Annotated in this window: 10 protein-coding genes and 6 pseudogenes; 4 read left to right on the top strand and 12 right to left on the bottom strand. The window is 35.4% G+C overall.

Going from position 1 to position 13,745, the window contains the following annotated elements:
• Positions 1-119 precede the first annotated feature (119 nt).
• Positions 120-1,260: pseudogene (locus tag NST56_RS10800) on the top strand (aspartate phosphatase).
• A gap of 241 nt (positions 1,261-1,501) precedes the next feature.
• Here NST56_RS10800 and NST56_RS10795 read toward each other — a convergent pair.
• Positions 1,502-1,645, bottom strand: a pseudogene (locus NST56_RS10795) (hypothetical protein); the annotation flags it as partial.
• A gap of 115 nt (positions 1,646-1,760) precedes the next feature.
• Between NST56_RS10795 and bglS the strand changes: the two are divergent.
• Positions 1,761-2,492 (top strand): beta-glucanase, encoded by a 732-nt coding sequence (bglS, locus tag NST56_RS10790; RefSeq protein ID WP_339181931.1) that lies wholly within the window; start codon positions 1,761-1,763, stop codon positions 2,490-2,492.
• Positions 2,493-2,691: 199 nt separating this feature from the next.
• On the opposite strand, the gene NST56_RS10785 is transcribed toward bglS, so the two are convergent.
• The 11 genes and pseudogenes from NST56_RS10785 to NST56_RS10735 form a co-directional block, all read right to left on the bottom strand.
• The gene (locus NST56_RS10785; protein ID WP_286058499.1) at positions 2,692-3,447 is read right to left on the bottom strand and encodes a YqcI/YcgG family protein; all 756 of its coding nucleotides are present in this window, start codon (positions 3,445-3,447) and stop codon (positions 2,692-2,694) included.
• Positions 3,448-3,622: 175 nt separating this feature from the next.
• Positions 3,623-4,873, bottom strand: coding sequence for a UV damage repair protein UvrX (locus NST56_RS10780; RefSeq protein ID WP_339181928.1), 1,251 nt, complete (start codon positions 4,871-4,873; stop codon positions 3,623-3,625).
• The gene (locus NST56_RS10775; protein ID WP_081720806.1) at positions 4,866-5,159 is read right to left on the bottom strand and encodes a YolD-like family protein; all 294 of its coding nucleotides are present in this window, start codon (positions 5,157-5,159) and stop codon (positions 4,866-4,868) included. Before NST56_RS10775 ends, NST56_RS10780 begins: the two co-directional genes overlap by 8 nt.
• A gap of 358 nt (positions 5,160-5,517) precedes the next feature.
• Positions 5,518-6,807, bottom strand: a complete 1,290-nt coding sequence (locus tag NST56_RS10770; RefSeq protein WP_010334354.1) for a Na+/H+ antiporter NhaC family protein — start codon at positions 6,805-6,807, stop codon at positions 5,518-5,520.
• A gap of 577 nt (positions 6,808-7,384) precedes the next feature.
• A complete protein-coding gene (locus NST56_RS10765; protein ID WP_286058501.1) occupies positions 7,385-7,579 on the bottom strand; it encodes a hypothetical protein in 195 nt (64 codons plus the stop codon).
• A 208-nt stretch (positions 7,580-7,787) separates the two neighbouring features.
• Positions 7,788-8,321 (bottom strand): GNAT family protein, encoded by a 534-nt coding sequence (locus NST56_RS10760; RefSeq protein WP_339181924.1) that lies wholly within the window; start codon positions 8,319-8,321, stop codon positions 7,788-7,790.
• Positions 8,322-8,355: 34 nt separating this feature from the next.
• A pseudogene (locus NST56_RS10755) lies at positions 8,356-8,850 on the bottom strand (SMI1/KNR4 family protein); the annotation flags it as partial.
• Positions 8,851-8,959: 109 nt separating this feature from the next.
• Positions 8,960-9,442 (bottom strand): T7SS effector LXG polymorphic toxin, encoded by a 483-nt coding sequence (locus NST56_RS10750; protein ID WP_339182169.1) that lies wholly within the window; start codon positions 9,440-9,442, stop codon positions 8,960-8,962.
• 336 nt (positions 9,443-9,778) lie between these two features.
• Complete coding sequence (locus NST56_RS10745) at positions 9,779-10,315, bottom strand: SMI1/KNR4 family protein (protein WP_286058503.1); 537 nt, start codon at positions 10,313-10,315, stop codon at positions 9,779-9,781.
• Between the two features lie 85 nt (positions 10,316-10,400).
• Entirely contained in the window at positions 10,401-10,652 is a 252-nt protein-coding gene (locus tag NST56_RS10740) for a hypothetical protein (protein ID WP_339181921.1), read from the bottom strand.
• A 152-nt stretch (positions 10,653-10,804) separates the two neighbouring features.
• Positions 10,805-11,068 (bottom strand): annotated as a pseudogene (locus NST56_RS10735) (toxin); the annotation flags it as partial.
• Between the two features lie 1,109 nt (positions 11,069-12,177).
• Here NST56_RS10735 and NST56_RS10730 point away from each other — a divergent pair.
• Both NST56_RS10730 and NST56_RS10725 read left to right on the top strand, forming a co-directional pair.
• A pseudogene (locus NST56_RS10730) lies at positions 12,178-13,074 on the top strand (thermonuclease family protein).
• Between the two features lie 15 nt (positions 13,075-13,089).
• Positions 13,090-13,513, top strand: a pseudogene (locus NST56_RS10725) (PH domain-containing protein).
• The last annotated feature ends 232 nt before the right edge of the window (positions 13,514-13,745 follow it).

The following is a 13,745-nucleotide window of genomic DNA, read 5'->3' as shown; positions in this document are numbered from 1 at the left end:
CTACGTTCTCTTAATTGAGGAGGGTATTTTTTCGTTTTTAAGATAACATTGATCTTCCTTATTCATCTAAATATGATAAAATATTACATATTTAGATATTTCATATAGGAGGGCTTGTGTTGGAGCAGATGATCTCTTCTTCTAATGTCGGTCGGAGTGAAAATAAATGAGTGGTATAAATACATAAGATTGTTTAGTGTCCCAGATTCGGAAATATTGAAAGCTGAGGTCGAGGAAGAAATAAGACATATGAAGGAAGACCAAGATTTATTGCTTTACTATTCTCTCATGTGTTTTCGCCATCAATTGATGCTGGATTACCTTGAACCAAAAACAATGAACGAAGAACTCCCTAAAATTTCAGATTTATTAGAAAAGATCGAAAGTCCTCAAACTGATTTGAAAGGAATTCTTGAATATTATTTTAACTTTTTCCGTGGAATGTATGAATTTGAACAATACGAATATCTTAATGCCATAAGCTTCTATAAGCAAGCCGAGAGAAAATTATCACTTGTTGCAGATGAGATTGAACGAGCAGAATTCCACTACAAAGTTGCAGAAATTTATTATCATATGAAGCAAACTCATATGTCGATGCATCACATTGTTCAAGCAATCGATAGTTATAAAGCACATGAAAACTACACTGTAAGAGTTATTCAATGCTCATTTGTCATCGGTCTAAACTATTTGGATATGGACTTCCCTGAAAAAGCGATCCCTCATTTTAAAGATGCTCTAGATAAAGCAAGAAAAATCGATATGTCACGATTAATCGGATCATCTCTGTACAATCTTGGCTTATGTTCATTTGCTGAGGAAGCTTATGAAAAGGCGGCTGAGTACTTTAAGGAGGGTATTAGAGTATACCAGGATAATGGGTATGAGCACTCAAATCGTTTATTAGACATCTTACTTATGTTGACAAAAACCACATTTAAAATGAGAAATCATTCCGAGGGAATTTCTTGGTGTGCACATGGTCTGTCTTTGTCCGAAGATTTAAACGATGAGATCATGGCCAAAATGTTTGAATTCATTCATGCCCTATATGTAGATAACGACAAAGGAAAATTAGATTCGATTCTAAATTATTTAGAATTAAAGTCAATGTTTTCAGACGTGGAGGATTTAGCAGCAGATGCAGCGAAGTATTACAATGAAAAAGAAGACCATAAAGTGGCTGTTGCTTATTATGAGAAAGTGCTTTATGCCCGTAAACAAATTCAGAGAGGGGATTGTCTTTATGAAACTTAAGATGCATCTGTCTTTATTTTAGCCATTGTTTTAATTGGATTTGTAAGCATTTATTTAACTAACACTCAAAAAGATGTCCAAGAAGCACGCAGAGGACATACAGCAAGTATTGGTTATTCCACTGACGGACATTCATTTGAAGTTGCTAGTAGAGGTCATACTTCTTAAATATGTATCATTCCCCCTTCAAATTTTGAAGGGATTATTTTTACGATCTATGTCCACCAGTTAGACCTGCTTTCTAAAGCGCAGTTCCTGCAGGTGTATAAGAAACTGCTCTCAGAATCGCTTCCGATCCATATTTGTTTCTATCTCATCCATTACAGACCGCTTACTTATTAGAGTTATCTTCAATATTAGACAGAATAACTGAGATACTTCGTACTTACATGATTCTAGTAAGAAGATTGTTATTATCATTATTTTGACCGATGTTCCCCTTTAAAAGAATCATGTATGATCGACATAGAAAACGCTTTCAAAAGAAAGGGGATACCAACATGTCTAATCGTATGAAACGAGTGTTGTTGCTTCTTGTCACTGGGTTGTTTATGAGTTTGTCTGCATTCACTTCTACTGCTTCGGCTCAAACAGGTGGATCGTTTTTTGACCCTTTTAATGGCTACAACTCTGGATTTTGGCAAAAAGCAAATGGTTATTCGAATGGAAATATGTTCAACTGCACTTGGCGTGCAAATAACGTATCAATGACGTCATTAGGGGAAATGCGTTTGGCGCTAACAAGTCCATCTTATAACAAGTTTGACTGCGGGGAAAACCGCTCTGTTCAAACATATGGCTATGGACTTTATGAAGTCAGGATGAAACCAGCTAAAAACGTAGGAATTGTTTCATCGTTCTTCACTTACACAGGTCCAACAGATGGAACTCCTTGGGATGAGATTGATATCGAATTTTTAGGAAAAGACACAACAAAGGTTCAATTTAACTATTATACAAATGGTGTAGGAAACCATGAGAAGCTCGTGGATCTCGGATTTGATGCTGCCAACGCCTATCACACGTATGCGTTCGATTGGCAGCCAAACTCTATTAAATGGTATGTCGATGGGCAATTAAAACATACTGCGACAAACCAAATTCCGACAACACCTGGTAAGATCATGATGAACTTGTGGAATGGTACGGGTGTAGATGAATGGCTCGGTTCCTACAATGGTGTGACACCGCTATACGCTCATTACGACTGGGTGCGCTATACAAAAAAATAATGCCAAAATAAGAGCCTGCTGCCGCACTCTAGCCAGGCTCTTATGATTGTAATGTGAATGCCGATCACATACTTCTGTAAAGCTTCCGGATTGCCTTCGAACGTATACATTTGTAAAAACAGAAAAATTTTTATAAAATGTTTTGCACATCTTGATAATTTGTTCTAACTTTTGAAAATTCATTTCAAAAATGAGAAAACTAGTTTCTATTTTCTTTGTCAGTTAAGCTTCTTAAGAATGGACATTTAGGTAGTTCTGTATCATTATCTCTTAGGAAATACTGTTTCCATTCGTGATTATCTACATTTCCGTAACTGTTTAAAGCAGGATGAATGGAAATGGTATCATATTTAGTAATTCTTTTTCTTACCTGTTCTTTAATTTTTTTAGCGTATTTTTCGTTCTTATTAAATTCTTGAAGAACCCAACGTGGAGTAATGGCCATCATCATATAAGGAAAATGCCTACTCTTTCTCTCTTCATGCTTAGGGGTGGCACAATACATAAAATACTGTTCCCCATGAAAACAGTATTCCCATTCATGTTCTGATGGATTTTGAGGAATATGAATGGGCCAATCCTTCTCATCTAGGTCATGTAACTTGTTAAGTTGCTCCCAGAACAATGATTCAAAATCCTCTACGCTGCTGTTATTAATAAGATCTTGAGGTGTGTCAAAGAATATAATCAACGTTGTATACTTTCCGTAATCCCTACAGTTTATCGTGAACTCTTTTAGTAAATTGGCTAGTTCTAGGGATGTTTGATCTTTTTGAGGTTGGCCTACAAATCCATACCTGAGATGCCCAAGTGAGAAAGATTGAGTAGCTGGAATACATGGAAAAAGATGTTCTTTGTCTTTCATTTTGTTACGAAAAGCATTCAGTGCATCCCTTTGCCAAGGTAAAAGACATTCTTGGCAAACGTCTTCACTACCTCTAATTAAGTTTGTCATACAATAGCCTCCTAACTTCAATAGACTATTGCAAAAGTGTTGCATAGGTGATTGTCCTATTAAGTAATTGGGCCACTGTTCTTATAACACTCCTATGGTTGTACGGCCTCCCACTTTTAAATTAAAGAAGAACCAGAGTTTGGCTCGGTGCATCTCAATAATCCAGTATTTATATTTATGATTTATGTCCACCAGTAAGCCCAGCTCTGTGAAGCGCAGTTCCTGCAGGTGTGTAAGAAACTGCTCTTAGTATCGCTTTCGATCCGTATTTGCTTCTAATTCCATCCATAACGAACCCAAGCTTCCTTCTCTTCTCGTTATCCACTTCAAATAAACTCAACTGCTGATGTACATCATCCTCAATATTTGAAAGTGTGACTGAGATACTTCGCACAGTCTTACCCGAGTAAAACGTATGAAAAAGCATCAAGCAGCATCTATAAATATCCATCGTGATATTTGTGGGAAGATCAATTGTTTTGGATCGATGGAATCCACCACCAAGCTCATCCTTGCTGTATCCAATTCCAAGGCTGATTGTTCGGCCAACTTTATTATGTGTACGCGCCCTTCTTGCGACTTCCTCACAAATCTCTAACAGAACAGCCTTAATCTCTTCTCTCCTTGTATAATCCCTCAGTAAAATCTGACTCTTACCGAAACTAATCTGACCCTGCATCAGTGGAGCTCCTATTTCAGATAAATCGATTCCATGAGCATGATAATACAACTGGTTCCCCATTATTCCAAATTTCTTCTCAAGTAGCTCTAATGGAAATTTGGCTAACTGACCTACAGTTGATATCCCCATTCGGTTCAGGTTTCTTTCCATCCTCCCCCCTATTCCCCACATTTTAGACAACGGGTGAACCTTCCAGAGTTTATTTGGCACATCTTCATATCTCCAACGTGCAATACCACTCTTTGTTTTCTTACTCTCCAGGTCAAGTGCAAGCTTACTTAACAACATATTGTCACCAATCCCAACTGTACACATAAGCCCAAATTCTCTCCACATGCTGCTTTGTATTGCTTTGGCCATTTCTTCAGGATCTTCTTTTCCTGCATCTAAAAAAGATTCATCAATTGAATACGTATGGACACATTTTTCAGGAACAAATCTGTAAAACAGCTTTGTAATCTCAGTCGAAACTCTGATGAAAAGCTTCATTTGCGGATTTACAATGTGTATTCTTGGATCTTCAGGTATCTCAAATAGTCTCGATCCTGTTTTGATTCCAAAATCTTTTTTAAGTGCAGGAGATGCAGCTAATACTACACTTCCCTGTCTCTCCGTATTCCCTACAACAGCAAGATAGCATGTTAAGGGGTTCAAACCCATTGTGACAGCCGATACAGAAGCATAAAAGGATTTCATATCGACACAAAGTATATTTTTACGTGGAAATTGTGAGTAATCAATCATTGTATGTGACTCCTATGATGTTATTCATGTTGATATAGACTGTATTGTCGTTCTGATCTTTAACGTGTAGCTTCTGTTGTTCAAAATTAATGTAATGGACTCTGCCGGTAACATTTTCAACGAACCCGTTGTTAAAAAGCTTCAATACCAGCTCTTTATTAAATTCTAGCGCTTCAGAGACGATAATATCCATCTCTTCAATTTGTTGAGCGTCTAAGGACGGCTTTTCAATTTTTGATACATCAAGTAAGTCTTGTTTAAGCTGTGTTAAGTGTTCTGGGAGCATCATTGATGTCCATTTGATTGTCCCTCGATCTCTAAGCAATTAGGCTCACTCCTTTATTGAACTAATATTAACAGAACGAATGTTCTCTATTCAATATAAACAGGAACAAAAGTTCGATGTAAATGTTGGTAATACTATTTCCTATCTAAAGACACAAAAAATAACAAGGGCGACAACACCCTTGTTATTTTTTGTGTGGCCGAGAGGGACTGGTTATTCACCCACTAGTGCCCTCAACATAATAAATTATGAAAGCTTGTTTTATTACAATCTCTATCTTCCTTTTTAACATTTCTATATGTTTTGACGAATTATAGATTAAAAAAGAAAAAGGTACCGTTTGGTACCTTTTTTATCATTATTTCGTATTTCTTGTGAATTTTGGTAATCCGAATATAATGGCTAGGATGCCGCAGATCCCAATTAAAACAGGATAGAAAGAGTAATGCAAGATGCTGACAGGTGAAATATTTCCAAACTTCCCGGCCGATAACATCTGCGCGCCATAAGGAATTAGGCCTTGTATCACACAAGAAAAGATATCTAAGATACTTGCCGACTTTCTATTGTCGATTTTAAATTCATCAGAGATATTTTTGGCAATCGGCCCAGCTGCAATAATAGCAATCGTATTATTGGCAGTAGCTAGGTTCGTAACGCTGACCAATCCGGCAATACCGGCTTCAGCACCTTTTTTCGAACGAATTCTTTTAGAAATAAACCCCAGTAAAAAGTCGATCCCTCCGTTTTGTTTCATAATGCCGACCATTCCGCCAATTAACATGGAAAGGATAATAAGATCAGACATTCCGGCAATTCCATCCGTAATTGATTTAAAGTAAGACTCAAGCGTCAAGCTGCCGCTTGCAAACCCTATAATTCCTGTTAAGATCAATCCGCCAAAAATGACAGCCACCACATTAAAACCAATTAACGCAAAGACTAACACGGCAACATAAGGAAGTACTTTAAACCAGCTGTAGGATTCAGCTCCGATATGTCCCACATGTCCTGTCGGTATAAAAAATAATAAAATGACAGTTATGATAGCAGCAGGCAAAACGATCAAAAAATTCGTTTTAAATTTATCCATCATTTGTGTTTTTTGTGACCGTACTGCCGCGATGGTTGTGTCCGAAATAAAAGAAAGATTATCTCCAAACATAGCTCCCCCGACAACAGCTGCAATAGCGATTGCAGTGGGCAAGCCAAGTTCTCCGCTCAAACCGGCGCTAATTGGAGTAACTGCTGCAATCGTCCCCATTGATGTTCCCATCGAAACAGAAATAAAACAAGCAATGATAAAAAGCCCTGGCAGTATAAACTGCTGCGGAATAATGCTCAAAGCAAGGTTGACGGTTGAGTGTACCGCTCCCATCGCCTCAGCTGCAGAAGCAAAAGCACCTGCTAATATAAAGATGATAACCATAATAATGATATCAGGATGTCCCGCACCGGAAGCAAACCATTCTATTTTCTGATTGAGCGATTGCTTCTGGTTAAATAAAAGCGCAAAAGCAGATGCTATAATAGCCGCAATCAATATTGGCAATTTATAGAAATCTCCAGTCAATACACCGGAGCCGACAAAAAGCCCTACAAATAATACTAGTGGCAATAGCGCCCAAGGATTTCCATTTTGTTTCATCTAAGTAGCCACCTCTAATTTCAATATCAAAGCCGTTAAACACAGTCTAAGCAACATTCCATACTTTAAAAGGCTACAGTAAAAAAGTCAAGCGGGAAAATAGTATAATAATTATTAAATTAATAACAGAATTGAAAGAAGGATTTTTCAAGGAGAGGAAAAAAACACACCTCATCCACAGATTATTTGGAAGATCCTATACAAATAAGGTTAGGTCTACTTAGATTAAACAACGAGCAAGCCCTTGGATGGGCAGTTTTTTCGGGATGACCATCCTCGCTTTCATGAAAGAAAAGCCACTGATTGTTTATTTCGGTCTGTTTAAGGAAGCTATGAAACAATTTGCAAATTGGACAAGAATCAGAAAAGAAATTAATCTGACTGTAATACGTCTATAATGTATACTGGGAGGAAAGAGAACTGACCGAGGACGACAGAAACAGTAGAATCAACAGTTATGAGATAAAATCGATGTAGATTAAAACAGCTGCACCTAATTGATGCAGCTGTTTATTTATGTATCACTTGCTGTCATTTTATTTTGAGTTATTTCTCATTGCCAGCTAAACCGTATTTTTTAAAAATGAATATTCTGAAAAAGTGAGATGGTCAGAAGTAGTGTTGATAGGGTACCGGCAGACATTAAAGTTATTATTTTTCGTCCGTTTTTCCCTTTACCATTCTCTTTTGAAGATTTTACTAGCTCTCGGGATACCGCACTCCATATAACTATAGATACTATAGCTACTATGGAAATCATTTCTGTAGACATATTTAAGCCTCCTTCATTTATGATTTGATTTTCTCTAATTTTAACATATATCATTCCATTAAATAGTCCTTTTTGATTTAGGACAGGTGTCAGCCTTCTGGTATTACCACTGTAACCAGAGACGAGGTGCGCCAACATCTGCTATTACTTTATGGATAAAACGATTATTTTATTTGGAACACAGGACTTTATCGATGACCAAGTGATATTATCCATGATTCAGTTCAAGTTCTTCTCTTGTCATCCCAAAGCAAATACCATCATAATAAGCTCCTTTAGTGAAAATGATATTTCTTAGTTGTCCCTCTTTCATGAAACCTAATTTTTCATGCAAACGCATGGATGGATTATTAAAAGAATATACAGTTATATTTACTTTTTGATAGGCTAGCTCTAAAAAGAAAAAGCGAAGAACCATCAAGATCATTTCTTTGGCGTATCCTTTACCTCTATATGGCTCAAATACAGCCAGATAATAATCGAAGGTACCATTTTTCCTGTCACAATCAAAGGTTTCAATCATACCAACGATATTATTATCTCTATCAACTGCAATAAAACGGAAATCATCTTTTTCCAATTGTTCTTCTATCCATTCTCTCATTTTATTAGCTGAACGAGGAAAATGGAGCGAGTCCATATTACGTAGAATTTCATCATCTAAGGATTCAAATATAACGATATCTTCAGGTTGAACCGCTCGTAGTGTAAGATTTTCCCCTGTCCAATAAGTAACTGCCATTTTACCTTTTCCTCCATTTATCTCCATACTTTGCTTAACTGTTTAGAGAGTCATCATCTAATTCAATGTAGAGAATTCCATCATCTTCTTCATCAGCTTCAACTGATTCATCAACTAAACTTAAGATAAACACCTCAAACGTAATGGCAATCAGGAAAAAGTCTTTATTTGGATGACTTAATTCATGATCCCAAAACCATACCTTTTCACTATCGATGTTGCATATTTCATTCCCACCTGCAGAGCTTGCAATAGGAATTATATTTCTAGGAAAGCGATCAGAATATGTATCGATCGCTTTCTGAAGGCTGTTATGATCGTTCGCTAAACCATAAAAACCTTCTAGCAATTGTGTGTCAACGTTCTTATCCATCCAAGGGTCTTTCTCTATAGGTTTATAGCAAACGTCATACTCAATCTCATCTGTTGTTTTTTCACTTTCTAGATAACATCCTCCATATTTCTTCAAAAAGTCCTTTTAATCTGAAGGTAATTGATTGCCTATATTCATTTCAATCTCTTTGAGTTGTCCATTCCTTTGCCTATTGATTCCTGCAGCTTTTTAAAGTCTTGCTGAATAAATAGTTTGTTTGGTTCTGTTTCAGCGTATTCTGTTTTTAAATCCTCATCAAGCTTGTTTAGCTTATTGATTGTTTTTTACGTTTGTCATCTGCAAAAGAAAGTTTGTCTTTGAAGTCTTCTGTTGAGAATATTCCAAGGGGAAGAATATCATTGATGTCGTTTAGTATGTCTTTCATTGCTTTTTTCTGTTCAGACATAATGGATTTTGATTTTGTGTATGCATTTACAAGTTCATGTTCTAGAAAGATTTCTTCTATGTAAGCATCAGATATCTTAGCATCTTCAAGTTTTGCAGAAATGCTGCTTAAGAAGGCAATCTTCATGTCAATTAAATCAATCCATTGATCTGTAACCCCCGACATGATCATGATAAAACGCTTTGATTTTGTTAGCACTCTTACCTGAAACTCGCTATTATCTAGGTCAGCTACACCTTTAAATGTTTTTCTGAGCTTAACCATTTGTAACCTTAGTTCCTTGTACTCTATAGTTCTTTTATCCGTTTCACAGAGTAGTGAATCAACTTTAAAAACCTTCATTTCCAATCCAGTGAAAACAACTCCAAAAAAGAGATCACTGATACCTCAAGCAAACTTGAACAATCAGGATTAAATCTATTAGCACCATCACATGTTTTTTGGAAGAAGATCCTAGAAGAGAAAAGAGTTAAATGGGGAACTAAAGAACGTACAGCGTATAGAAATTGGTACGATAAGAAATATGGCAAAAGAACTTGGGCTAATTTTGAAAACCACCATCAACTTTCAAGGGAATATGGCGGCGGAAATATGACTGGGAATTTAATTCCTTTGGATAAGAGCTTCCGTAGAACAGAAGTCAATCCATGGTGGGCTTCTTACTATAATTAGAGTCCTTTACTCATCTATGTTTTCATAATAAGCTTTAATATTCCTTTCAACTTCCCAATACTTATTTCCGTTTGAGCTTAAAAGCCGATCAAACCAAATTTCAAAATTCGCTTTTAAATCTACTGCTTCATCAAAATGATCAATCGAATCCAAATAAAATAAGTAATCTAAGTCCCCTTTTTCATATCTATTCGAATCTATAACATATCTTCCATCAAAATGATACCCAATCAAAAGACACTTTTCTGGAAGGTCTTCTGTTTCATTGTATTTCAAAACATCATCAATACTGAGTATTTCAATTCCATCAAGAAACTCCAATCCATTATGTAGAGCTAGGAACTCCTTATAGTCCTTCGGTAAACTCACGTTAAAATGAGACTCTAATTTTCTAATTTCTCCTTCTGTTGCGGGTTCTTTAAATTCAAATGTAGCATCTTCTAATACGAAACCGCCTGGTTCAATCATTGGAAAATTGCCATACTTCGAAATAGCTTCTTTAATACCGGCCAGTGTCAAATGAATAAGTTTGCCTTCTTCCATATCCTCCCCCTATCATCAATTATCTAGATTTTACCATGTCACGCAGCTACAATGAAAACATTACTAATAGGACAGCAATGTGATACTAGGAAACAATTTTATTCATTAAAGAAGCAGCATTAGTGGTGAACAAAATGTAAGTGTTATTTGCTGTTTTAATTACTATCCTATCTGTTGATCCATAAGGAAGCCCAATCCTTACTGCGCTTTTCTCCTCTCCTCCATAGTTTGGATCAAGGAATACATCGCTAATTTCTTTAATTGGTATTTCAATTTTGGATAGCTGCCAATTGATAATTAAGTTATCATTTGATTTCTCAACTTTGATTCCAAGCATAAAAACATTCTCCTTTTGACTATGAATTCAGTAAATTTTTAGATACCCTTAAATCCTACGCTGACTTTTAAATATTTTTTGGGATTACAATTTAAATTTGGCTATTATAAATCCAAATTTAATAAGAGCCTTTTAAGGCCCTTATTTTTCTTTTATCCTTGGTATGAATTTGTTACAAACTCTTTTGCTTTATTAGCAACAGCTTCCCAAGTGGCGGCAGCATTATCGAGATCTGTAGAAAGCTTATTTATATCCTCATTCTCAATCCCTTGTTCGAGTGAATAAAATTGATTTACTATAGTACGCCAAATGCCTTCAATTTGTCCGATAAACTCCATAGACCTTTCTGCTTGGGCCATTACATTATCCAAGTCTAAATTGATGCTTAAAAACAGACTTAAAACTTTTATTTCTAATGAAAGTTGTGCATCTATATTGTTTAACAAATTCTGAAAATGATCAATTTGTTGTTTAACTGATTGTATATCAGAACACTCTAATATTTCAGATACAATAAAACCAAATAAAGGGCCTAGATCAAATCTGAATTTTACTTTCTCATTAATATCATGTCTTTCAACAAGTGTACCTAATAATTTTTTTAATCCTAAGAACATATTTATTGAATGATGTATCTCACTCTCACCATTGTATTGTGAATATAGAGAAGCAATTCCTTTTTCAAAAGAACTCTTCAATTGTCTAACACCTATACAGTTGTTACCACCTTGAAGAAGGAAATTTAATTGATTTTGAACCATTTTTATATATTGTGGATGCTGATTGAGTTCACTAGCAAGCATTAAACAGGTTGACTGAAATTGCTTCGCAGCCTCTTGTCTTCCTTGTTCATTGCTATCGTTAGCCATTACTTGTAAGCTTATTTTCATCTCACTATTTATAATATCAGATGCAAAAGATCCAACATTGTTAATATCGTTAACCATATTAAGAACACAGCTAAATAAATTTTCCATCCACCAGTCACACAACTGTTTATATTCGTTATAAACATCATATAATTTCTGAAAATCTTGAGATATTTCAACGTTATCTGGTAAGTTCAAATAAGTTTCCAGCTCTTCATTACTCACAGGCAAACCCGTTCCGGTAAGAATATTCGCTTGAGTATTTGCCCAATATCCAGTAGATATTAGAAGCCCATCTCTTCCTAAAAGACCCTGTGGCCCATATTGGGATGTTGAATCTAAAACATTTTCAAATTTCATTTCTTGACCTGCCTTTCTTATCATCTAGAGTTTATATATTTAATATAACAAAAAAATCTTCCAAATTATTTTATTTTTTCAATTATTTTTATTCGATAAAAAAGCGAATATGAATCTAATTTTGTAAGGCAAATCAAAAATGAAAATTCAACTAAACTAATTATAATGATAGTCGCCTTCATCACAAGACAAAATTTTAGAACACACTAAATTCACAATAATTGGATACAGGATTATAATTATTGATGATCTACCGATATAGTTAGAGAACAAACATTCTAAAAAGGGATAAGAAATTGAAGAAAGTAATATTAGGATTTGCTGTAATCACTCTAAGCTTATCATTGGCTGCCTGCGGTTCAAATGATACTGAAAAAAACAGTACAGAACCTAAAGAAACAAGTTTCTAAGGATGCCAAACAGACAGAACCAAAGGAAGCTAAACAGGAAACGGCTGCTGACAAATCTAAGGCAAAGATACAATAAGGAATTGGTAGATGTTACATTAGATAGAGTTGTTGATGGAGATACGATTAAGGTGAAATACAACGGGAACGTTGATACAGTTCGTTACTTACTAGTTGACACTCCTGAGTCTAAAAAGCCAGACTCTTGTGTTCAGCCATACGGTGAGGATGCATCTAAAAGAAACAAAAAATTGGTTAGCGACGGCGAAATGCGCAATTAGAATTTGATAAAGGTGACCACCGAGATAAATATGAGAGATTGTTAGCTTACGTTTATGTCGATGGTAAGTCTGTTCAAGAAACATTGTTAAAAGAAGGATTAGCCAGAGTAGCATATGTTTATGAGCCAAATACGAAATACATAGATCAATTCAGGAAAGATGAGCAAGAGGCAAAATCAGATAAGCTTTTTATAAGTGGAGTAAGAATGGTTATGTGACTTACAAAGGATTTAATGGCTGTGTTAAACAGAAAGATGCTGCGGTTAAAAAAGCGACAACATTTAGACCGGCAACATCTCAGCCTACAACTCCAAAGGTATCAAGAAACACTTCTTCAAGTGAGAAGGATGCATCTTCCTCTTCTTCAGCATCAACTGGAGAGACAGAAACGTTTAAAAATTGTACTGAGTTAAGAAAGAAGTATCCGAATGGAGTACCTAGCTCTCACCCTGCTTACCAATCTAAAATGGATAGGGATCATGACAACTATGCATGTGAACGATAAAAAAGGAGATAAGTGATGACACAAAAATCTCATAAATTAAACTCTAAGTTTGGAATCATAGATTACCCATTATTCTTAAAAGATCTTGAGTCCTTCATTCAAGAGTTCCCTAAATCGGAAAGAAAGTTTTATGAATATGCGTTTAAAGCTTTTAAAAAAAGTTGGAAAAAAGGAAAAGATTTTATATATGACTTCTGCTGATCCAAAGCTTACTAAATTTGGTTTTATGGTTATTACTGAAAAGAAACTTCTATTTGTTACTATGAAAGGCGGTATTTTTGGCGTTGCAGATACTGAAGTTGTTGAATTTAAAAGTATCAAAGAAGTTGATTTTGATATTGCCCCAAATCCATTGGGAATGGCTACAATGCAATTGGGAATTCTCCCCTTAAAAATCAAAGGTAAGCTTGGAATGAGTAGCAAACGCACCATTAGTTGATTTAATATTATGGATAACAGAGTTTCTTATATTTAATGTAGTTTTAAATGGGTTTCTAAGGTTACTTGGTTATTTATGTTAAACTAAATATAGAGAGATTGTAAAACCTTCTACTTAAATTAACGGGTCAGTTAGTTAAAGTAGATGAATAAAAAAACATAACACCTTTCATCAAGGTATTTGCTAAAAATTTAATTGTCGCAAACTTACAGTTATAATTAATAAGTATCTA

The organism is Bacillus sp. FSL R5-0560 (genome assembly GCF_037966305.1).
Taxonomy (GTDB): Bacteria; Bacillota; Bacilli; order Bacillales; family Bacillaceae; genus Bacillus; species Bacillus mojavensis.
The sequence above is the reverse complement of the archived record's forward strand: the minus strand, read 5'-3'. Positions and strand labels throughout refer to the sequence as shown.

Coding starts and splice junctions, on each gene's coding strand:
- NST56_RS10740 (WP_339181921.1), bottom strand. CDS start 10,652: ATGCTTGGAATCAAAGTTGAGAAATCAAATGATAACTTAATTATCAAT.
- NST56_RS10750 (WP_339182169.1), bottom strand. CDS start 9,442: ATGAAGGTTTTTAAAGTTGATTCACTACTCTGTGAAACGGATAAAAGA.
- NST56_RS10745 (WP_286058503.1), bottom strand. CDS start 10,315: ATGGAAGAAGGCAAACTTATTCATTTGACACTGGCCGGTATTAAAGAA.
- NST56_RS10760 (WP_339181924.1), bottom strand. CDS start 8,321: ATGGCAGTTACTTATTGGACAGGGGAAAATCTTACACTACGAGCGGTT.
- NST56_RS10765 (WP_286058501.1), bottom strand. CDS start 7,579: ATGTCTACAGAAATGATTTCCATAGTAGCTATAGTATCTATAGTTATA.
- NST56_RS10775 (WP_081720806.1), bottom strand. CDS start 5,159: ATGCTCCCAGAACACTTAACACAGCTTAAACAAGACTTACTTGATGTA.
- NST56_RS10770 (WP_010334354.1), bottom strand. CDS start 6,807: ATGAAACAAAATGGAAATCCTTGGGCGCTATTGCCACTAGTATTATTT.
- NST56_RS10785 (WP_286058499.1), bottom strand. CDS start 3,447: ATGACAAACTTAATTAGAGGTAGTGAAGACGTTTGCCAAGAATGTCTT.
- NST56_RS10780 (WP_339181928.1), bottom strand. CDS start 4,873: ATGATTGATTACTCACAATTTCCACGTAAAAATATACTTTGTGTCGAT.
- bglS (WP_339181931.1), top strand. CDS start 1,761: ATGTCTAATCGTATGAAACGAGTGTTGTTGCTTCTTGTCACTGGGTTG.